25 protein-coding genes are annotated in these 22054 nt (G+C 33.6%); all 25 read right to left on the reverse strand.

What is annotated here, in order from left to right; translation table 11 throughout:
* Nucleotides 1-84: 84 nt before the first annotated feature.
* The 25 genes from purL to guaA all read right to left on the reverse strand — a co-directional run bounded on the left by purL (nucleotide 85) and on the right by guaA (nucleotide 22036).
* Nucleotides 85-2487: a phosphoribosylformylglycinamidine synthase subunit PurL gene (gene purL / locus LBD46_02355; protein MDR2426011.1), complete on the reverse strand. Its 2403-nt coding sequence runs from the start codon at nucleotides 2485-2487 to the stop codon at nucleotides 85-87.
* Nucleotides 2484-2939, reverse strand: coding sequence for a phosphoribosylformylglycinamidine synthase subunit PurS (locus LBD46_02360; protein ID MDR2426012.1), 456 nt, complete (start codon nucleotides 2937-2939; stop codon nucleotides 2484-2486). The genes purL and LBD46_02360 overlap by 4 nt, the downstream gene beginning before the upstream one ends.
* Entirely contained in the window at nucleotides 2940-3818 is an 879-nt protein-coding gene (locus LBD46_02365) for a phosphoribosylaminoimidazolesuccinocarboxamide synthase (protein ID MDR2426013.1), read from the reverse strand.
* Nucleotides 3819-3968: 150 nt separating this feature from the next.
* Nucleotides 3969-4634: a phosphate signaling complex protein PhoU gene (gene phoU / locus LBD46_02370; protein MDR2426014.1), complete on the reverse strand. Its 666-nt coding sequence runs from the start codon at nucleotides 4632-4634 to the stop codon at nucleotides 3969-3971.
* Nucleotides 4635-4643: 9 nt separating this feature from the next.
* Complete coding sequence (pstB, locus tag LBD46_02375) at nucleotides 4644-5399, reverse strand: phosphate ABC transporter ATP-binding protein PstB (GenBank protein ID MDR2426015.1); 756 nt, start codon at nucleotides 5397-5399, stop codon at nucleotides 4644-4646.
* Nucleotides 5400-5472: 73 nt separating this feature from the next.
* Nucleotides 5473-5646 (reverse strand): hypothetical protein, encoded by a 174-nt coding sequence (locus LBD46_02380; GenBank protein ID MDR2426016.1) that lies wholly within the window; start codon nucleotides 5644-5646, stop codon nucleotides 5473-5475.
* Nucleotides 5647-5661: 15 nt separating this feature from the next.
* Complete coding sequence (locus tag LBD46_02385) at nucleotides 5662-6348, reverse strand: methyltransferase domain-containing protein (protein ID MDR2426017.1); 687 nt, start codon at nucleotides 6346-6348, stop codon at nucleotides 5662-5664.
* A complete protein-coding gene (locus LBD46_02390) occupies nucleotides 6338-7012 on the reverse strand; it encodes a BsaWI family type II restriction enzyme (GenBank protein ID MDR2426018.1) in 675 nt (224 codons plus the stop codon). Before LBD46_02390 ends, LBD46_02385 begins: the two co-directional genes overlap by 11 nt.
* A gap of 2 nt (nucleotides 7013-7014) precedes the next feature.
* Entirely contained in the window at nucleotides 7015-8424 is a 1410-nt protein-coding gene (locus LBD46_02395) for a site-specific DNA-methyltransferase (GenBank protein MDR2426019.1), read from the reverse strand.
* 61 nt (nucleotides 8425-8485) lie between these two features.
* Entirely contained in the window at nucleotides 8486-9238 is a 753-nt protein-coding gene (locus LBD46_02400; protein MDR2426020.1) for a phosphate ABC transporter ATP-binding protein, read from the reverse strand.
* Nucleotides 9239-9264: 26 nt separating this feature from the next.
* Nucleotides 9265-10116 carry a site-specific DNA-methyltransferase gene (locus LBD46_02405; GenBank protein MDR2426021.1) on the reverse strand — a complete coding sequence of 284 codons (852 nt, stop codon included), beginning with the start codon at nucleotides 10114-10116 and terminating at the stop codon, nucleotides 9265-9267.
* Nucleotides 10109-10915 carry a hypothetical protein gene (locus LBD46_02410; protein MDR2426022.1) on the reverse strand — a complete coding sequence of 269 codons (807 nt, stop codon included), beginning with the start codon at nucleotides 10913-10915 and terminating at the stop codon, nucleotides 10109-10111. The genes LBD46_02405 and LBD46_02410 overlap by 8 nt, the downstream gene beginning before the upstream one ends.
* Before the next feature lie 43 nt (nucleotides 10916-10958).
* Complete coding sequence (pstA, locus tag LBD46_02415; GenBank protein MDR2426023.1) at nucleotides 10959-11813, reverse strand: phosphate ABC transporter permease PstA; 855 nt, start codon at nucleotides 11811-11813, stop codon at nucleotides 10959-10961.
* A 57-nt stretch (nucleotides 11814-11870) separates the two neighbouring features.
* Complete coding sequence (locus tag LBD46_02420) at nucleotides 11871-12842, reverse strand: site-specific DNA-methyltransferase (GenBank protein MDR2426024.1); 972 nt, start codon at nucleotides 12840-12842, stop codon at nucleotides 11871-11873.
* On the reverse strand, nucleotides 12836-13822 hold the full coding sequence (locus LBD46_02425; protein ID MDR2426025.1) for a hypothetical protein: 987 nt from the start codon (nucleotides 13820-13822) through the stop codon (nucleotides 12836-12838). The genes LBD46_02420 and LBD46_02425 overlap by 7 nt, the downstream gene beginning before the upstream one ends.
* Nucleotide 13823: 1 nt before the next feature.
* The gene (locus LBD46_02430; protein MDR2426026.1) at nucleotides 13824-15050 is read right to left on the reverse strand and encodes a hypothetical protein; all 1227 of its coding nucleotides are present in this window, start codon (nucleotides 15048-15050) and stop codon (nucleotides 13824-13826) included.
* 116 nt (nucleotides 15051-15166) lie between these two features.
* The gene (gene pstC / locus LBD46_02435) at nucleotides 15167-16039 is read right to left on the reverse strand and encodes a phosphate ABC transporter permease subunit PstC (protein MDR2426027.1); all 873 of its coding nucleotides are present in this window, start codon (nucleotides 16037-16039) and stop codon (nucleotides 15167-15169) included.
* A gap of 15 nt (nucleotides 16040-16054) precedes the next feature.
* Complete coding sequence (locus LBD46_02440; protein MDR2426028.1) at nucleotides 16055-17014, reverse strand: site-specific DNA-methyltransferase; 960 nt, start codon at nucleotides 17012-17014, stop codon at nucleotides 16055-16057.
* Entirely contained in the window at nucleotides 17011-17151 is a 141-nt protein-coding gene (locus LBD46_02445; GenBank protein MDR2426029.1) for a hypothetical protein, read from the reverse strand. Before LBD46_02445 ends, LBD46_02440 begins: the two co-directional genes overlap by 4 nt.
* Nucleotides 17152-17216: 65 nt before the next feature.
* Nucleotides 17217-17804, reverse strand: a complete 588-nt coding sequence (locus LBD46_02450) for a HindIII family type II restriction endonuclease (protein ID MDR2426030.1) — start codon at nucleotides 17802-17804, stop codon at nucleotides 17217-17219.
* 15 nt (nucleotides 17805-17819) lie between these two features.
* Nucleotides 17820-18689 carry a phosphate ABC transporter substrate-binding protein gene (locus LBD46_02455; GenBank protein ID MDR2426031.1) on the reverse strand — a complete coding sequence of 290 codons (870 nt, stop codon included), beginning with the start codon at nucleotides 18687-18689 and terminating at the stop codon, nucleotides 17820-17822.
* A gap of 178 nt (nucleotides 18690-18867) precedes the next feature.
* Nucleotides 18868-19689 (reverse strand): Fic family protein, encoded by an 822-nt coding sequence (locus LBD46_02460; GenBank protein ID MDR2426032.1) that lies wholly within the window; start codon nucleotides 19687-19689, stop codon nucleotides 18868-18870.
* A 91-nt stretch (nucleotides 19690-19780) separates the two neighbouring features.
* Entirely contained in the window at nucleotides 19781-20089 is a 309-nt protein-coding gene (locus LBD46_02465) for a DUF2924 domain-containing protein (GenBank protein MDR2426033.1), read from the reverse strand.
* Between the two features lie 62 nt (nucleotides 20090-20151).
* Nucleotides 20152-20418, reverse strand: a complete 267-nt coding sequence (locus LBD46_02470) for a GIY-YIG nuclease family protein (protein ID MDR2426034.1) — start codon at nucleotides 20416-20418, stop codon at nucleotides 20152-20154.
* Nucleotides 20419-20506: 88 nt separating this feature from the next.
* Nucleotides 20507-22036, reverse strand: a complete 1530-nt coding sequence (gene guaA, locus LBD46_02475; protein MDR2426035.1) for a glutamine-hydrolyzing GMP synthase — start codon at nucleotides 22034-22036, stop codon at nucleotides 20507-20509.
* Nucleotides 22037-22054: the final 18 nt, after the last annotated feature.

Raw genomic sequence — 22054 nt, forward strand, 5'->3', positions numbered from 1 at the left:
GTACTATGATCTAACTTACACAAAATCACGTATCCATCCGCCAAACAAAAAATGCCGCATCTTAGCACACTACTTATCAAAGTTTTAATGCCAGTTTATAGTATTTCTCCAACAGTTTAATAATCTTTCGCTTCTTTCTTTTATTTTTATTTTTTCTTTTGCACTCTCAAAAATTACTTTGCCGTCTTGTCCTACAAAACCGACTTTAGAAACGGCACAGTCTTTAAATAACATCTTTATTCTTTCAATGTTTTCATTTTTTACTTCTATAATAAATCTGCCGTTGCTTTCTGAAAACATGATTTCAGTATGAGTCATTTTGCCGATTGTCAAAATTTTATCTATATCAATATATGCACCTTTTTGCCCGGCAAAAGCCATTTCGCATATCGCCGCGGCAAGACCGCCTTCACTTGTATCGTGACAGGCTTCAATTAAGCCTTTGTTTATAGCCATATGAATTTTTTCCATTATAATTTTCGATTCTTTAGGATAGACGGACGGGATTACACCGTATCTTATTTTATTGATTTTTGAAAATACCGAACCACCTAGTTCATTTCTTGTATAGCCCAAAATAAAAATAGAGTTTGCACCCTCTTTAAAAGGCATTGTTACGGTATTTTCAACATTTTCGATAACGCCTATTGCCGAAATTAAAAGCGCGGGCGGTATAGAATATTTTTTGCCGCCGATAGAGTACTCGTTGTGCAGGCTGTCTTTTCCCGATATAAATGGAACGCCGAATGCCTTTGACATATCGTAACAGGCATTTGCAGCTCTTACAAGACTTCCTAAAATTTCAGGCTTGTTAGGGTTTCCCCAGCAAAAATTGTCTAATACTGAAATTTTATTAATGTCTGCACCGACGGCTACGGCGTTTCTCAAAGCTTCTTCGACAGCGGAAGCTGCCATTTTATACGTATTTATTTTTCCGTACCAAGGATTTAATCCGTTGGAAAGCACAACTCCTTTTTTTGTCCCTTTGACAACAGTATAAGGCCAAATAACAGCTGCGTCGCCGGGACCTGAAACTTCAATACTGTTTCCCTGTAAAGGTTTTATTACGGTTTGCCCCTGAACTTCGTGATCATATTGTCTTATAATCCATTCTTTAGAACAGACGTTTAAATCCGCTAAAACCGCTTTTAAGGATTTTAAAAGTTTTGCTGAATTAAATTTTACAGGTTTTTGCTTGTTTTCCTGTTTTACTTCATATACCGCAGGTCTTATAGGTTTTGGCACGCCGTTATGCAAAAAGTCCATACTCATATCGGCTACTACTTTACCGTTATACGTGAGAGTAAGTCTTTTGTCACCGATAAATTCGCCGATAAAAGTCGCCTCTACGTTTTCTTTTTCAAAGATTTCTTTTATTTTCTTTTTGTTTTTCTGTGGCACGGCAAAAACCATTCTTTCTTGTGCCTCGGAAATCCAAATTTCCCAAGGGCTTAAGCCCTCGTATTTTAAAGGAACTCTTTCTAGTGCAATTTTTACTCCAGTTTTTTCTCCAAGCTCGCCAACAGCGCTTGAAAGTCCGCCTGCACCGCAGTCGGTAACAGCTCTGTATAAACCCAAATCACGAGCTTTAAGCATTGTGTCTAAAACTTTCTTTTCAATTATGGGATTTCCTATTTGAACCGCGCTGACATCAGATTCTTTATCAAGCTGAACCGAAGAAAAAGTAGCACCGTGAATGCCGTCACGGCCCGTGCGTCCGCCTACAACTAAAACCAAATCCCCAGATTTTACTTTTTTATTAATCATCGTTTTAGGAATTATGCCGGCGGTTCCGCAATAAACTAAAGGATTTGCTATATATCCGTCGTCAAAATAAACCGAGCCGTTGACGGTAGGTATGCCCATGCGATTTCCGTAATCTCTGACTCCTGAAACTACGCCCTTTGCTATTCTTTTAGGATGGTGCATTCCTTCGGGGACGCAGGAAGGTTTTGTATCTGGATTTCCAAAACAAAATACATCGGTATTTGCCACAGGCTTTGCGCCAAGCCCGGCGCCTAAAATGTCTCTGATAACTCCACCTATGCCAGTGGCTGAACCTCCATAAGGCTCTAATGCCGACGGATGATTATGCGTTTCAACTTTAAACGCCGCTCCATTTTTATCGTCAAACTCTATAATGCCCGCATTATCTTTAAACACGGACAAACACCATTTTTTATTAAGTTCTGCGGTAGCTTTAAAAATTGTCTCTTTGAGAAAGTTATTATAAATCTTTTTGCTCTTTTTACCGCCTTGAATTTGAGTATATTCAATAATGCCCGTAAGCGTTTTATGCTTACAATGCTCACTCCATGTCTGTGCAATGGTTTCAATTTCTACATCAGTTGGATTTCTTTTTAGTTTTTTGAAATAATTTTGAATGGTTTTCATCTCTTCAAGAGAAAGAGAAAGAACATTCCTATCGCTAAGATTCATAAGCTGTTTATCAGATAGATTTAAAATTTCAATAATATCGCAGTTCATTTTATTTTATATTCCTGAATTAGCGTATTGGCAAGTAACTTCATAGCTATATTGTCCAGAACAGATTTAGAAACCTTTCCGTAAATATAATATTTATGTCCAGTTTTAACGACAATGTCTTTATTTATTCCCAAATCTTTTACAGCTTTTATAACGCTTTCAGCAACAGTATCGGTTACGCCTTTTTTAAACCATACTTCAATAATTGCCATTTCTGCATTATGCAAAATTCCGTCTTTTACCACATTATGACTTTCTGTTATTTTATCACTTAAAAGTTCTGAAGCTATAATTCTTGCCTGCGTTGCGTCAATTTGTCCATCAATTTTATATAGTGGAGAATATTCCACTTTGTTTACGCATTTAAATCCAAGCTGTAAAATTTCGCGGCAAATATGTTCTCCGCGAACATTTTTAAAACCATCTTTTGGAAAAATTTCTATTTCATACATTTAAAATTTCCTGCCCGTAAGTTTTTCATAAGCATCCATATATTTTTCCATAGTTTTTTCAACCACTTCGGACGGAAGTTCGGGAGGTGAGGAAGCCTTGTCCCATTTTATGCGTTCGAGATAATCTCTTACGTATTGTTTATCCAAACTATCCTGTGATTTTCCCATCTGGTATTTGTCAACTTCCCAAAAGCGCGAAGAGTCTGGAGTAAAAATCTCATCTATCAAAATTAATTTATCGTCATAAAATCCAAATTCAAGTTTAGTGTCGGCAAGAATTATACCTTTTGATATAGAATAATCGCTTACCTTTTTATAAAGTTCAATAGAAAATTTTCTGAGATTGTCTGCCGTATCTTTGCCTACTCTTTTGACTGTTTCTTCAAAAGATATGTTTTCGTCATGTCTGCCGCCTTCTTCTTTACTTGAAGGAGTGAAAATGGGTTCCGAAAGTTTTGACGATTCCTGCAAACCGTCTTGAAGGTTTATTCCGCATACAGTCTTTGATTTTTGATATTCTTTCCAGCCTGATCCCGCAAGGTATCCCCTGACTATACATTCAATATCTATCCTGTTTACTTTTTTGACTATCATCGCCCTGTCGCGAAGATATCCATAGTGTTTAAGTACAGCAGGAAAATTATCAAAATCACCTGTTATTATGTGATTTGGAAGTATTCCCTGAACAAAATTAAACCAAAACATTGAAAGTTTGTGCAAAACTTTTCCTTTGTTTGGGATTAACGTAGGAATGATGTAGTCAAAAGCAGATATTCTGTCCGAAGCGACAATTAAATAATTTTGTCCCAAATCATAAACATCTCTGACTTTTCCCTTATGGACTAATGGAAGATTTACGGGTTCTTTGCCGCTTATCATTGATTGTTCCTTTAAATATAATTTTTAAAATTATATAACTTTCAGATTGATTTTTCAACAAAAACTTCAATTTTTATATTATTCAGATATTTTACCACTGTCAAAAATTTTTAGTTAAAACTTTAAAGCTATTAAAGTGCATCCAAAAAACTACTTAAATCTTCTCGGGTGTCTGACATCCTTGCCATGCACCATAAAAATAACATCTTCACATATATTTGTTGAATGGTCGCCTATTCTTTCAAGGCTGCGCGCAACTTGAATTAAATCAATGGCTCTTTGTATGGTATCTGGATCAGAGGATTTTGTCATATATTTTTTTAAATCCGTAAAAATTCTATCTTTTAAATCGTCAACTTCATCATCTTTTTCCAAAACTGCTTTGGCAAGTTTAACATCGCTGGTATTAAAAGCTCTAATACTATCTTCAACCATCTGTTTGACGATATCTGCCATTTTTGGAATATCTATCAAAGGCTTTAAATCAGGATATTTAATTAAATCCAGTGATATTTCACTTATGTTTACAGCTTCGTCACCCATCCTTTCTAAATCACTGTTTATTCTCATGGCTGAAGTTATAAATCTTAAATCAGTACCGACAGGTTGATTTAAAGCTATAAGCTTTAAACATTTATCATCAATTACAATTTCTTGTATATTTACTTCTTTTTCAAGCCCAAAAATCCTATCTGAAAGTTTTGGATCTCTTAAAACAAGCTGGTCTATGGTAGCTTTAATCATCTGCTTGACTAATTCAGCCATATCAACAAGACGTGTCTGTAAATCGTTCATTTCCATATCAAAATGCCGCATAACTCCTCCTTATCCAAATCTCCCGCTGACATAATCATCAGTCTGCTTGTGGGAAGGATTGGTAAATATTTTTTCCGTTTTATCAAATTCTATCAGTTCGCCCAAAAGCATAAACGCTGTGTCTTCGGAAACTCTCGCCGCCTGCTGCATATTGTGAGTTACTATTACTATCGTATATTTCTCTTTAAGAACAAGCATCAGTTCTTCTATACGCTGTGTCGAGACAGGGTCTAAGGAAGAACAAGGTTCATCAAGCAAAATTATATGCGGCTTAACCGCGATAACGCGCGCTATGCACAGTCGCTGCTGCTGTTCAAGGCTTAAGTCCAAAGCGGAACGTTTTAACTTGTCTTTTATATCGTTCCATAATAAAACGTCTTCTAAACTTTTTTGAACGGTCTCATCTATTACGCTTTTTTTTGAAGCGATGCGATTGACTTTTAACCCAAATGCGACGTTTTCATATACGGAAATTGGAAACGGATTAGGACGCTGAAAAACCATGCCGACATTTCTTCTTAACGCGTCTATATCCGTTCCTCCATTATATATATTTTTTCCGCCTATTATTATTTTTCCTTGCGTGCGTACGCCTTCTATAGTGTCGTTAATTCTATTGATAGAACGCAAAAGCGTGGACTTGCCGCAGCCCGAAGGTCCTATCATAGCTGTAATTCTTTTTTCAGTAATTAAAATGTTAATATTTTTTAAAGCCTGAAAATCAGTATAATAGAGATTAAAATTTTTTATGTCTATTTTTGACAATTTTTTACTCCCGTATGCAAGTCACCTGAGTTTGATTGTTGCCCTCAAACAACGACATTCTTATCATTTTGCGTCAAAGACTTAAATATTTTTCTTTTATCTTTTTATAAAAATCCACATCAAAGTTTTGTTTTGATAATTCACATTGCATCCCAAACAGCAATTCTCTTTTTATTATATTCTTGTGACAAGGGCTTCCACAATGCGTTTCACAAATAATAAAATCCCATTCTTTTTCGTTTGTCATATCGCTTGTTCCTAATCATTTATTTTTCTTCATTATAAATAAATATTTAAATCCTCTAAGATAAAAGTTAAATCTGCGCGCGCGATTATGCCATAAACTTGTATTTGACGTCTGATTATGTCTTGTCAGACAGACAATATCCATTGGATCAAAATATTTTTCTAATCTCTGCCATAATATAAAACCTGTAGGAGTAAACTTTTTCTTTATCCACTGGTCGGCTATTACCCAGCCCATTACTTTATTTGGTTTTAAAATTCTTGCTATCTCAGCAATAACTTTTTCTAATTCATCATAGAAATTTACAGATTCGCAAGAAATCTTGCCTATACATCTTTTATCGTTTGAATATGCAATATTATTAGAGTATGGAGAATCTATAAATACAAAATCCACAGAATTATCTTTTAATGGAATCTTACGAGAATCATTTTTAATCACATCATTTCTTACAATATTCAAATCAAAACCAATAACTCTTCTTTTTAATTCTTTTGCAACGTCTATTGTCGTTCCACTGCCGCACATAGGGTCAACAACTAAATCTCTTTCTTTTGTATATCTTTGCAATAAATTCCAAATTACAAAAGCTGGAGTTACTCCATTATATTTATTATTCCCGTGCGCTATCCTGCCGTAATTTTGTCTTGGAAAATCCCAAAGTGTTGTAGATTCTATAATTAAATCTTTTTTATCTTTCATTTATTGTCTTTTTTAAATCTTCTATAAACTTGTCAAATGTTTTCACTTTATCCGTTTCTTCAATTGGGTGTTCGCTTAAGACATAACCGCCGTCCGTATCTATTTCAACAATAGCTTTTCCTTTCTTTTTTCCATCATTATACCTCAGAGTTTGATCTTCATCTAATGTAATAAAATATACTTTGACGTTTTTTGTTAGATTATCTTCAGATAATTTAAGTTTCCAATATCCAGTTTGAGCTATTCTTTCTCTTAACGTTACCTTAATTGACAATACGGCGATGACTTTGCTGTTGTTAGGGTTATATATGACAATATCAACGTCTGGCAAATGTAATCCGAATTTACCATAATCAATAGATAAATTTCTTTTTACTTTTGCAAGTTCATCTGACATTTTAGAAGCAAATTTTCTTTCCAAAGTATTGCCATTTATAGTTTTTAGACCTATGCTCTCAATCTCTGAAATAATGATATACTCTATTAACTTCTCAAGATTTTTACCTTTAAACGCTCTCCAAGATTGCTCATGGTCATCGCCAAAAAAATCTTTTAAATGTTGTTCTTTTGCTTTTGATAAAATTTTTGAAATATACCGATATGCTTTATTGCCATATTCTTTTTTTGTATCTTCATAAAGGCTAACTAAATCTTTAAATTCCATTATTATTTCTCCATAATTAAAATATATTCTGTTGGATAAATCATTTTTTTATTTACAGTATTCAAACTTGCAAATTTTCCTGTATTTTCATCTCTGATTGAAGGTAGATTTTTTGAAGGTATTTCTCGTTTAATAATATCAATTATTTTAAATCCAAGATTTAATAATTGTTCTGTAAAAACTTCAGCGTTTAAGACCTCAACTCTTTTCAAACTTGTATTTCCTATCACAATACAAGTTTTTCCGCCTTTCTTTAACATTCTTTTCATTTCAACAAAAACTTGATTCATATCGCTAAAATATTTTGAGACCTCTTTAGCCGTTTTCTTATCTTGCTGCACTAAATTTTCAACTGTCTGTTCGGCAAGAATACTATTGAGATTTATTTTGTTCTCATCACAATATGAAGTGCCTATAAAGATTTTACGAAAATCGCTTAAATCTTTCGCATATCCAAACCACAATGTGCTTAACTGATGCAAATCTGCATATTCATAAGAAGTTACATACGGAGGAGAAGTGACAATTAAATCAACAGAGTTATTTTTCACAGGAATTTTTCTTGCATCGTTACAGCTAACCTGAGAACTTAAATTAGAAAAAGATTTTTTTTGTAATAAAGTATAAAGATTCTGATTGCCGCGCGTCATCATCTTTACTTGTTTATAAAAAGTCGGTATGGGGTTTGACGGTATTTTTGTAAAATCTCTTGTAGGTTTATTACTTTTTTGCATCCATATAGAACAGTTTTTTAAAATATTAGAAAAAGCGCAATAAAAAAAATCCTTTATATCCTTTTCTCTAATTTCAGATATTTTAGACAATATAAACGCAAGCTCTTTTTTCTCTTCATATCTAAACCAGTAATCTATCCTATCATGCGCTGGTAATTTTATATATATTTTTTCATTATATAAAGCAAGTTTATCTTTTAAAATGTTAAATTCTATTTCAAGTTTTTTAGGTTCAATAACGGTCATTTTAGACTTAGCAATTAAAGTGGCAACTGGATTTATATCCACTCCTAAAGAATTTCTACCCATCACTTTTGCTTCAAGCACAGTTGTCCCGCATCCGCCAAAAGGATCAACTACAAAATCGCCTTCTTTTGTATATTGTGTTATCAATCTAGAAACAACCTGAGGAATAAATTTTGCAGGATAGCGATGATAGCCATGCGTAATATATGTGGTATCTTTTCTAGTCGCATTTGAAAAAGACCAAGAGTAATCAATTTCAACTTTAGAATAAATATCCTTTATCCTATTAATGATGTTACTTTCTTCAATACGATTTTTATAATCATAGGAAACAATCATTTGCGACATATAATTTTCACCATTATCAGAAACAAAAAATTCATTTTTTGACTCTTTATTTTCCTTATATTTAACCGACTTCTTTTTTTTCATATAATCCTAACCTTTAAAATTCTTTTAATCATTTTCGTTTATGCAAGACAATATATTTTCTCTATCCAAACCTGCCCGTTATATAGTCTTCCGTTTGTTTTTCTTTTGGAGCTACGAATAGTTCGCCTGTTTTTCCTATTTCCACAAGTTTTCCCATTAAGAAAAATGCCGTTCTGTCGCCTACGCGTGAGGCTTGCTTTACATTGTTTGTAACAAGAATTATAGTATATTTCTCTTTAAGCTCAACCATCGACTCTTCAACTTTGGCCGTTGAAATAGGATCTAATCCCGAACATGGTTCGTCAAACAAAATTACTTCGGGATTAATGGCTAAAATACGGGCTATACAAAGCCTTTGCTGCTGCCCGCCTGACATTTTCATCGCAGAAGAATTAAGTCTGTCTTTTACCTCCACCCAAAGAGAAGCATCTTTTAAAGCTTGTTCTACTACATTGTCCATGTCGCTTTTTTTTGAAATAAGCCCAAGCCTTTTTGGAGCGTAAACTATATTTTCATAAATACTCATAGGAAGAGGTATGGGCATAGCAAAAAGCATACCAACGCGCTTTCTTAATTTTTCGGTGTTCATATGAAAAATATTTTCATCGTCAAGATAAACCGCACCTTTGCGTGAATAATTAGGGTCAAAATCGTTCATTCTGTTAAGCGTGCGCAAAAATGATGTTTTTCCTGAATTTGCAGGTCCAATAATAGTCAATATTTCGTTTCGGGCAACGTTAATATTGAGTCCTTCAAGCGCAAGTTTGCCGTTATAAAAACAACTCAAGTTTTCAACTTTTATTTTGTCGGGCATTTTTTTCTCGTTTGCGTTTATTAAACTTATAATTTGAATTTAGCCTTTCTTTGCTCTTCAAACAGCATTTGCTGACATTGAACATCAGAATTGCTATAATTCTTTCTTAATTTTAATTTGTATTTTTCTTCTATCTTGCCGTTATTGTTTAATCTGTCTATTATCATATCGTAATACTTTGTATGCAATTCGCTTGAAATGAAATTTCGCTTTAATTGTTTACATAAAATAATTTCTGAACCTGAACCGCCAAAAAGTATCTGCACGACATCGTTTTCTTTAGTAGCCGCCTTTATAAGCGTTTCAACAAGTTTCAGCGGAATTTGGCAAGAATGAAAAGTCTTGTCTTTTGAAACGTTTTTTACTAAATCAAAATACCACCAAGAATAAGGCATACGGCCTGACGACCCTTCTGAAATTCTTTGCAGTATTCTCTTATCCGTCGGGTTTTGGTAAGGAACAGCCACTTGCTCTTTATAGAATTTATTGCTTTTTGATTTTGTGGCATGCAGAATTGAACGATGAGCCGTAGTAAACTTTTTATTTGACATCCCTACATTACTGTTGTACACCCAAACATAATCATTAACGCTAAAAGCTTCATCGTCTAAATATTTAACGCGTAAATACGCATTTTGTTTGGGGTAATTCATCATAAATAAATTGCCTTCGGGCTTTAAAACGCGCATACTTTCGCGTGTCAACTCAATATACCACTCAATATATTCATTCCATCTCCTAGTATAATTTTTACCATTATAATTTATACCGACATTATAATCAGGATCGCCGTAAATCATATCAACACTGTTATCCTGCAGCCTTTTCAACGTCAAGAAAACATCTTCGTTGAAAACTTGGTTTATTATTTTATTCATTTTCAAACTCTTTTCTTTTTAAACGATATTCTCTCTTTTTTATCAATTTAATGCTTGTAATATCCAATGGATTATCAAATGTATAATTATATAATCTTACTATTGAACTTCCATTATTTTTGCGCCTAACAAGATAACAAGCGGTAAGTTTTCGGATATTTAATTTGTTATTTTGCTTTAAATCATAATAATACCTGAAAGGATTATATATTTGATATATATTAAAATTTTTCAGCCATTTTGACGAAGCGTTTTTTCCTTCGCAAACGGTAATATACCCGTCGTATTCCAAAGTCATATCTATTTCAATTTGCAAGTTATGGAAAGACAATTTTTCTCTGTCCATAAAATAATCAAACGATATTCCCCTTTTTCTCTCGCTATTATACATTTTAGGAACAATACCGACATAATCCTGATATAAAAAATCATGTATTATACGGTGATTGTTTACTAAAGAGAAAATACCTGACTCCGAAACAGAAAAATCGTTTAATATGCTTGGTCTATACTGCCATTCTACTATTTCATTGTCGGTTATTTCTTCAAAACTATGATATATTTTGGATATGCCTTTAATAAATTTATGTTTTCCGTCTCCCAAGTGAGCTATAAAATAATTTTGTTTTACAATACTGTCGGGCAATTTTGAAATATCGTCAATCTTTGTCATATCATATGGATTTGTGCTTGAGCCGAGTTTTTTAACGACATCTTTTACCAAATCATTGTCAAAGACAAAATTATTTCTTTTAACGCATACTTTAAATAATTTTTCTATAATTTGTTTTTTAGACATTTTATTTTTAGTTCTCTAAAAAAAATATAAGCCGCTGTAAATTTTACCATTTTCTTGTTTTTCTAAAATAAATTCTTGCCACTATCGCAATTAAGCTCATACTTAAAACCATCATTAATAAAACCAAAGCCGTGCCGAAAATTATATTTTTTGGCATATTGGGTATTTGCGTTGAAATAATATACAAATGATACGGCAAAGCCATAACTTGGTCGTATATAGAATTTGGCATATGCGGAACGTAAAACGCGGCGGCGGTAAATAATATCGGAGCAGTCTCGCCTGAAATTCTTGCTATGCTTAAAATTGCGCCCGTTAAAATTCCCGGCAATGCGTTTGGTAAAACTATGTGTCTTATTGTCTGCCATCGGCTTACGCCTAAAGACATGCTCGCTTCCCTAAAAGAGTGAGGAACACTGCTTAACGCTCCGCGCGCGGTAGTGATTATTACGGGAAGTTCCATAATTGAAAGAGTCAATGCTCCCGCGATAATTGACACGCCAAGCTTCATAAACATTACAAAAATTCCAAGCCCAAACAAGCCGTAAACCACAGAAGGAACGCCCGCAAGATTTACTATAGCAAGTTTTATTATTCTTGTAAGCATGTTATCTTTTGCATATTCGTTTAGATATATTGCCGCGCATACCCCTATTGGAAGCGTTAAAGAAATTGCGCACAGCACAATGCAAAGCGTGCCGACAATAGCTGGAAAAATCCCACCCCCGCGCATACCGTCTTGCGGCATTGAAGTTAAAAATTCCCACGTAATTGCCGACACACCGTTTTTAATAATTATGTAAATTATTATTGTTACAGGAGTAATTACAAGAAGCGTCGCCAAAAATAAAAGCGCATAAGATATTTTCTGTGATAATTTCGGACTTAACTTAAACAATAGTTCCTCTTGATATAAATGTAAATAGACAAACTACAAATATTCCCTAAATATATGTTATTTTAAACGTTTTGCGCCAAGATTTATTGATGCTGTATTATAATTATCTTTTTTATAGCTGCAACGAGTCGCAGCAGCAACAGTATAATATTCGTCTTGTTCTTTGGAAATAAAATTTTTCCCCGAATTGAAAATCGTCTTAAAATCTATATCTCTTATTGTTCTTATTTTTCCAAGATATACTGAAACGAAACAGCCGTTGACTTTTGTCTGCTCGGCATTAGCAATATTAGTTTGGGAAATTTTTTCATATTTCTTGTCTTGTTCTATGCCTATGTATTTTCTGCCTAATTTTTTTGCCGCGACCGCAGTTGTTCCCGTTCCAACAAATGGGTCAAGCACTATATCATTTTCTTCAGTAGTCATCAAAATCAATCTTTCTAATAAATGGACAGGAAGTTGACAAGGATGCTCGTCTCTTCTTTTTTTATGTCTAATTCTATGTATATCGTTCCAAACATCTGAAATTAAAGGACCAAACCCATGCGCCAACGCTTTTTTACCGCCATAATCTTTCAAAAATTCTTTACAGATTCTACAACGCGGATGCGGCATACGTATATCAAAAAATTTAAAATCCTTATGAGATTTTGATTTTGTATAATATAAAATCCCGTAATGATTAGGAAGCAACGTTTTGCCAAGAGGCACGCTTGGCGAATCCCAGACAATCCAATGTTTAAAATACGCTATTTTATTTAAATGCTGCGAAAGACAAGAAAGCCAACGCGGAATATTATGAACAAAAATCGCCCCTGTAGGTTTTGTAATGCGAACCATCTCGCTTAACCAAATATTACACCAATTTAGATACTCCTGCGTTTCTTTTGCATCGTCATAACGGTTATATTTCTTTTTTAAGTTAAACGGAGGGTCGGCAAAAGTCATATCTACGCAATTATCCGGTATATGTTTTAATATTTTCAAGCAATCGTCGTTAATAATAGTATTCAATAAGGTTTTCAACATTTTTCACTCTTCAAAGCATCGCTTAAAAGTCTCTCAAATCTGTTTAGTTCGTCTTTATGAAAGGTAAAAACGTCTTCATATGCCGTTACCATTCTTTTTAAATCGCCTTTTCTAACATACCACCCTATGCCGTCAATAAAGCCTATAAATTTTGCTTTTGGATAATAAGATTTTATAAGGCTGTCTATAGAAATTTCAGTTTTTGATTTATCGCCCTGCCCTGAAGACGTAGTTGCAAGGAAAGAACTTTCAATTATTATCAAAGGTTTTTTCTTATTTGGTATGATAAAATCCATAGTTCTTTTATTATCGGATGCATTTTTTATTAATTCTCTTAAATCGCCTTTTTCAAAAGATATATTTAAGCAGTTTAATATCTTTTCTATCAATATTTCAGGATTATTTTCTTTCATACCCGAATAACTTCCTTTTTCTTTATATCTTATAATGGTGTCTATCATTTCAGGCAATTCAAATTTTAATTTTGATATGCTTAATTTCTTAAGTTCAAAAAGTGGTATAGTCTTTGCTAAAAATGAAATTGTAGATCCCTCAAAAAATATATTTACAATTCCTTTACGAAAAAAATAATTTTCCTGAATCAATCTTGCAATTTGCGAATCAGACCATTCTTTCAAATTTGACAAGTTTTCTTCTTTAACCCACTTATCTTTATACACTAACTTATCTAATTCTTTGTCTTTGACAACTCTTATAATAGTTATTAATCTTTTAAGAGTTTCATTTGAAAAACCCGTCAAAGCAAGCAACGCCCTTAAGCCGTTTTCCTTTTCTATTAAAAGCTGTTCAAAAAATTCTTTTTTTAACCCTTGAGTTTCAATATCATTTTTTAAAACGAGCAAAATCTCTTTTAACAAATTAATATATCCTTCGTATTTTTCTTCAAACACTGGATTGACAAAATAAAACGTATTTTTACTTATTACCGTTTCAAATTTTATTTTAGACGTCGGTATCATATTAATCCTTTTTAGTAAAAAACAATACATTTTCTTCTTTCATAGAATTGTTTATTCCGCGAATTGGTTTCATCAGATTGTATGTAAAATTAAAACCTGATTTTTTTGTAATATCTATTATTTCAGTCTCTAAACGAACACCCTTTGTTTGAATATCGTTTGTGCCTATAACTATCACAAGCGGCGATTTCTTTTTTAAAACCCTATACATTTCACAAATGGATTTTTGCATTGTATCAAAGTATATTTGTAATTTCTCTTCTGTTCCATGTCCTTGCAGACCTATCATTTGAGAACGCAATAATTCTATGTTTGCGTCAAGGTATCTAAGTTGAGGCTCGTCATTTTTTAAATAGTCAATAGCAAATGAATACGGTGGAGAGGTTATTATTGCGTCAACACTGTTATCTTCAAGCGGCAATTTTAAAGCGTTTCCCTGTAATATCGTACTGTTTCCTATTTTTATATTTAATTTTTTTCTTGCCGCTTGAAAATATTTTATAGTAGCAATATATCGTTCTAAAACTCTTGGGTAAAGTTCGTCTAAAGATGCGGAAGTTCTATTTGCAAAACCAATCGCATCTAAAAATGCCAAAAGCAAAACTTCATAATAAGGCTTGTCTGCATCTTCTTTTTCATTAAAATATTTTGGGACTCTATCTTTGTTTAATTTGTTTAATATTTTCTTAGGATTTGACGATATGTTTTCTAAAATATCGACGTCTAAATTTAGAGCAAAAGTTTTAACTTTACCTATAATCCTACAAAATGGACTTATATCAACGGAAACAGCGTCAATGCCAAGTAAGTTAGCTTCAACAGCTACGGTTGAACTCCCTGCCATTGGATCAAGAACAATATCGCCTTTTTTTACATTTAATATATTTAATAAAGCTCTTATCAACTGCGGATGAAATTTTCCACGATAAGGGAAAAGCCCATGTGTAGCATAACCCGTTGAATATTTACCGCTGAGAAAAAAATTTTTTGTTCTAAAAGAGCTTTCCTTATGAACTTCTTCTAAATTTTGTAAATTGCACATGTTATAATGAGTTGTTTCCACACCGTCAATCAATTTAAAATAAGCGCTTTTTGCAATTAAATCATTTTTTGATAAAGTCTCATATTCCCATAAAGCCAAATCCAGCTCAAAAACTTCATCAGTTCCGTCAATAAGCTGATAATTTTTATTAAAAAGTTTTTCTAATATTGGAGTATGTTTTTTCATATTTATATAGAATATATCTTAAATAACAGCGTATAAAAATTTCTTTTGTCTTCCTTCAATTATTTTTTATTTTTAAACAACATTTGAATAATTAATCGCCATTAAAATTAAACAATTCATTTCCTTTTCTTTTTTCCTAAAATTAAATCTGCTATAAAATTTACTGAAAACGTAATTATAAATAGAGCTAAACCTATTGCAAACAAAGATTTGTAATGCATTCCACCGCGGACAGTTTCGCCCATTTCCGCGGCTATTGTGGCGGTCATTGTTCTTACCGGTTCAAAAATAGAGGAAGGTATGTGCGCGGCGTTTCCCGTTATCATCATCACAGCCATAGTTTCGCCTATCACTCTTCCTATGCCAAGCATTATGGCAGCTATTATACCTGGCATTGCCGCTTTTAAAACTATTCTTCTTATAGTCTGCCAGCGCGTCGCGCCCAAGGCAAGCGCGCCTTCTTTGTATGACCATGGGACGCTGCGTATAGCGTCTTCCGAAATTGTAACTATAGTGGGCATAGCCATAAACGCAAGCATTATAGATCCCGAAAAAGCAGTCAAACCCGTAGGAATATCAAAAACTGTACGGACAAAAGGAACTAACACCACCATACCGACAAAACCAATTACAACGCTTGGCACTGCCGCCATAAGTTCCACGCAGGATTTCAAAACATCTCTTATTCCGGCGGGAGCGATTTCCGAAATATACAAAGCTGCGGCTACGCCTAAAGGTACAGCAATTAAACAGGCCCCGGCCGTAACGTAAATCGAACCTACTATTAAAGCCAAAATTCCGAAATGCGCAGGCTCGGAAGATGGATACCAAAGTTTGCCGAATATAAAATTTAAAATATTGTAATCTTTTAAAAAAGAAACTCCTTCTTTAAGTAAAAATCCAAAAATCAAAACGACAAACACGATAGACAATATGCCGCATAGGAAAATCATTTTTTCTATTATAAAATCAATTATTTTTCTTTTCATAATTTACCGTTAAAATCAAACATTTGCGCTACATCTGGAAGTTTGAAAGAGTATATCGTCGCTCTTTTCATTTTTAAATTTTTCAATCCTGTTTATAGCCGTATTACAATAAAATTCGTCAATATCTATTCCTATATATCTTCTTTCAAGTATCATTGCAGCTAAAAGCGCTGTCGCGCTTCCACAAAACGGATCTAATACGATATGATTTTTATTTGTCGTCAATTCTATAAGAGCCTGCATTAATTTTAACGGTTTTTGCGTAGGATGCAAACCTATATCAGAGCTTTCAGACGCTATATTTATAATATTGTTTGGGCTGCCCGTATATTTTATAAAAGCCTTTTCATTATAAGCTCCGACTTCATTATCAATCATATTGTCCGATATAGTCGCGCCTATTTTATACGGTTTTGTAAACCATAAAATAGGTTCATAAGTTGGACGTAAATTTCCAACTTTCCATCCGCTCCATTTCTTTGCTAAACTTTCGTCGCCTCTTTTGTCATATATAACGCTTAAACGCTGTGCGCGATGAGCCGCTTTTTCTTTAGACCAAGCAAGCATATCTTTATAAGTAAAACCCGAATCTTCAAAAGCGCAAATACAGCGATGAGCGAGTCTTCTTCCTGCAAACACTATAGCCGACGCGCCCGGTTTTAAAACCCTATGCCACTCTTTAACCCAAGACATACACCATAAATAATATTGCGCGGGTATTTCTCTGTCGGCTTGAGACCAGCCGTTTAAGGGTTTGCCTCTTTTTTTAAAAACAGCGCCTGCTTTTTGTTGAGCCGGGCTTGCTCCTAAAAGAGCGGAGTTCGTATTATTATGCAAAACATCCCAATCGTCAACTCCTATTCCATAGGGGATATCGCTTAATATTAAATGAATACTGTCGGATTTAATATTTTTTAATACGTCTTTACAATCTCCACAAATTATATTATTGATATAAGATTCATTTGTTTTCATATATTGCCTTTCAATTCTTTTACATATTTTTCTATAGAAATAATTTTCTCTTTGATTTTAAGAGCCGTAAGCAATTCTTTAATCGCCCTTTCTTTCGAATATCTCTTTATTTTACCGACTTCATTTTCCCAATACAATATATCCGCTTTGCTGCGCTCTATAATTGTATTCTTATGTTTTATGAAATATTCTTTATTTCATCCTAAGCTATTTTAAAACTACAATTCCATATAGATGATAAATCTAAGTCAATTTTCTCTTTTATATTCTTTTCTAATAAAAAAGATAAATGTTCCCAACTAAAAAGACATACGTTAGAATCCAAAGCCTGTCCATATATTTGACTGTTCTTTTTAGGGTATTTAAAAAACAGATAATCTAATACGGCATATTCATTTTCGACTTTCCATTCAGACATAGACTTTACTTTAAAATCTTTCTGATTGCGGGCTGTTCTGTTTAAACGAAACACTTTTGCATCTGCAACAAAAGAATAATTATGATAAAAGCTTTTTATAATAACGTCTGCACAATTGGCTCTTTCTTTGTTAACTGCAGCCTGAAAACCTAATTCTTGGAAAGATTTTGCCAGAATAATATCTGTAATTTTTGAATATAACTTTTCTTGAGAAAAATCATGAGCTATGCTTTCTGGAATTGTTCCAATTTGTTTCAATAAAATAATCAAATCTTTTTTATGCAGTTTAAAAATTTTATTTTGTATTAATAAAGTTGACTCTAAAAAATCTGAACGTTCATTTATTAACTTTAGTAATTCTAAAAAGTTCATCAATCCTCTTTTTCTTTATATGTTTGCTGTTCTTATCGGCACGAAGTCCGTTTCAAGCACTATTTTTTGCCCTTCATTAGACAAAGAGTAATCTATAAAATCTTTTGTCAGTCCTTGCGGGATGCCGTCAGTGTATAAATATAAAGGTCTTGATATGGGATATTTTCCACTCAACACATTTTCGGTCGTGGGATAGATATATTCGCCGCTTCCATCGACAGATACCGACACGGCTTTTACTTTATCGTTGATAAATCCCATGCCGACATAACCCAAAGCACAAGGATTTTGGTAAATCTCATCATAAATTGCTTGCGACGACGGCATAAGAAGGGAATGAACTGAAAATTCTTCTTTTGAATTTTTATCCCCGACCCTTATAACGCGCTCTTTAAAAAACATATGCGTGCCGGAATTGCTTTCGCGGGAAAGAATTACTATTTTCTTATCATAGCCTCCGACTTCTTTCCAATTAGTAATTTCTGCCGTAAAAATGTCGCGTAGCTGCGAAATTGTAAGTTTGTCCACAGGATTCTCTTTATTGACAAGAATGGCAAGCCCGTCAAGACCGACTTTAAATTCAAGAGGATTTACATTTTTGCCTGCGGCGAGATTTTTTTCTTTTTCTTCTATTTCGCGCGAAGACATAGCTATATCGCAAGTTCTGTTAAATAAAGCTGCAAAGCCCGTTCCCGACCCCCCACCCGTAACGCCGACATTAACGCTGGGCTTATTTTCAACAAACTTCTCAGCCCAAACCTGAACAAGATTTACGATAGTGTCCGAACCTTTTATCTGAATAGACGTTCCGCTGCCGGCATTCTGCTGCGGACGAGAACAGGAAGCAATTAAAAAACACAATAGTAATACCTTGAAAATTTTCATTTTATTTTAAAATCTATCAGAAATATCGCCGTAAAACTTTCGCTTTCAGCTGTGAATTTGAGCGCTAAAAATATCTATAAATGCATATATTCTAGATTTTTAGAGGCGACCTTTGTTTTATTCTTAACGATTAAGAATTTGGATTTTCTATTTTAACGCAACGGTCAATTTTTATTTGTTAACCATTGTTTTTATAGCAGACTATAACCAATTGCCTGTTTTTAAGTTCATTATTTTCACCAAGCAATAAATTTCCAAAAAACTTCATAAGAGGCTCTATTGTTTCGTTTATATTCAATTTCACATTTTTATAATTTGCCCTTACAAGAGCATTTCTAAAATACAAAGAATACTTTTCAAAAGTTTCGTTTGTAATGTCATATCCAAACGAACGCAAATACTTTATTGCAAAAACCGCTATCGTTCGAGTATTCCCTTCGCCAAAACAATGTATTTGCCAAATATCTGAAATAAATCTTGCGAAATGTTTGACTTTTTCTATTTCGCTCAAACTTGCGTAAATAAAATTCTTTTCTTTTTCAATATCGTGAGAAAGAAGCTCTCTTAAAATTTCAGAATTCCCGTATTCAACGGTTTCTCCATTAAGGATATACTCTTTTTTTGATATATTGTAATCGCGTATTTTTCCTGCAAAATTGTAAATGCCTTCAAATAAACGTCTATGTATCGCTAACAGCTCTATCTCCGAAAGAGTAAACGCGTTTTGAGATAAAATTTCTGTAATTCTTTGAGAAACCAAATCCGCTTCTTTTTTATTTTTTTCGGCGTCATTTTTTATGGGACGGCTTTCATAATAACTTTTAAGTCTGTCTTTAACGTCTTTAAGAGAAATATCGCCTTTTATATTTTTGTTTGCCAAATCAATAAGATATTGCGTCGGCTCCAGTCCGTCAACCCGCTGCAGACCAATTGCAGTCTTCCAATTATAACTTCTTTTTTTATAATCCGGTTCCGATTGTTTTTCGTAAGTTGTATTCATTATGATTTATTTTTGACAACAGTAAAAAATTTATATTAATTTAAGAAAATATATTTTAACTGAAAAACAATATTTTTTATATATACCCCTTTTATCTAAGTCCAAAAAATACATGTCCGCTTATATTTGAATATCCTGTAATAAGTTTTGCAATAGACGTTAAAGATTTATATTTTCTATTTCTGTAAACAAACAATTTATCTCCCAAGCATTTTACGCTGTAATTTATCCCCTTATATTTCCTCGTATAATATACTCCTCTATTTTTTAGAGTGTAGGAATCTATAGCAGAAGTCTTTTTTCTTTTTAGTTTAGCGTTTTTTCTATCGGATACTTGTGAAGGGAAATAGGATTCTATTTTCTCTTCGTGAAATTCTTTTATGGCTTTCTTCAATTCCATTTCTGAAATCTTTATCTCTTTTTGATACAAAGCGTTATTGCCCTTAGGATTAACTGTTCTAATTAATAAACGTCTAATTCATTAAGAAATTTATTATTGCTTACAACATATAAAGAAAAAGAATCCCATTTGTCTGTATGTCTGTTTTTTAAATGTTGTTTAATTCTGCGAATAAGGTTATTTCCCCTGCCTATGTAATATATTTTATTTTTGTTATGTAAAATATATATGCCCCCAGTATCGCCGATTTTATCTATTAAAATATTTTCATATTCCAATAGAATATCAATATGAGCATTTTTTAATGAATAAGTAATAATATTTTGCATATTTTTATGATTTAAAAACACTCTATAAATTATTTATAAGGTTTTTAAATAGACCCGCATACAATCCTGATATAGAGCGATAACATTATCACTCCCACTCTATCGTTGCCGGAGGTTTATTTGAAATGTCATATACTACTCTGTTTGCGCCTTTGACTTCGTTTATTATTCTTGACGATATTGTTCCTAAAAGCTCATAGGGCAGTTTTACCCAGTCTGCCGTCATTGCGTCTTCGCTGTTAACTGCGCGTAAAACTATAACGTGTTCGTAAGTTCTTGCATCGCCCATAACGCCTACCGTTTTAACGGGCAAAATTACGGCAAAAGACTGCCAGATTTTTTCATAAAGACCCGCTTTGCGTATTTCCTGCGTTACTATATCATCTGCTTCTTTCAAAATTCTTAATTTTTCTTCGGTAATCTCTCCAAGACAACGCACCGCAAGACCTGGACCCGGAAAAGGCTGTCTGTCTATAATTTCATTTGGGATTTTTAATTCTCTGCCTAAAATTCTCACTTCGTCTTTAAATAAAAATTTCAGCGGCTCGACGAGTTTCATTTTCATTTTCTCAGGCAGACCGCCTACGTTGTGATGACTCTTTATAGGAGCTTTTGCTCCTTTTATGGAAACGCTTTCTATGACGTCGGGGTAAATTGTCCCCTGTAAAAGAAAATCTATGCCTTTTAATTTTTTAGCTTCCTTATCAAAAATTTCAATAAAAGTATGTCCTATGATTTTTCTTTTCTGTTCCGGGTCGCTAATGCCTTTGAGTCTATTTAAAAATACTTTTTTTGCGTTGACAATTATTAAATTTTTACCGAATTTTTTTCCAAAAACTTTTTTTACTCTTTGTGTTTCTCCAAGTTTTTGCAAACCGTGGTCAACATATACGCAAAACAATCTTTTGCCTATGGCCTTATGAAGCATTACGGCCGCTACGGAAGAATCTACGCCACCAGATAGCGCACATAACACTTTGCCGTTTCCTACTTGCTCTTTAATTCTTTTAACTTCGTCGATAATATAGGATTTCATAGTCCAATCACGGCTTTCTTTGCAGATATTGAAAATAAAGTTTTGTAGAATTCTTTGTCCGCAGACAGAGTGTTTTACTTCGGGGTGAAACTGCACGCCATATATATTTTCTTTTTCGTTTTCTATAGCGGCATAAGGTGAATTTGAAGATTTTGCCGTAATTTTAAAGCCTTTAGGAAGTTTTGAAAGTTTGTCGCCGTGGCTCATCCACAGCGTTTCGCTGTTTTTTAATCCGCAAAAAAGAGCCGATGATGCCGAAATGTTTACCAAAGCTGTCCCGAATTCTCTTTTTTTCGAAGGACTTACTTTCCCGCCGAGACGTTCCGCAATGAGCTGCATGCCGTAACATATGCCGAGAATCGGCACGCCGAGTTCCCAGATTGCGGGGTCCGGCCAAGGAGCGTTCTCCGAATAAACGCTTTCATATCCGCCAGATAAGATGATTCCTTTAAGATTTTTTAAATCCGTGAAAGATTTAAGAGGTTTATTTCCCGGATAAATTTCACAGTAAACTTTTTCTTCTCTTATGCGTCTTGCGATAAGCTGCGTATATTGCGAGCCAAAATCCAAAATCAAGATCATTTTTTATCCTTTTTCATC

Origin of the sequence: Candidatus Endomicrobium procryptotermitis (assembly GCA_031279415.1) — a bacterium.
Lineage (GTDB): Bacteria > Elusimicrobiota > Endomicrobiia > Endomicrobiales > Endomicrobiaceae > Endomicrobium_B > Endomicrobium_B procryptotermitis.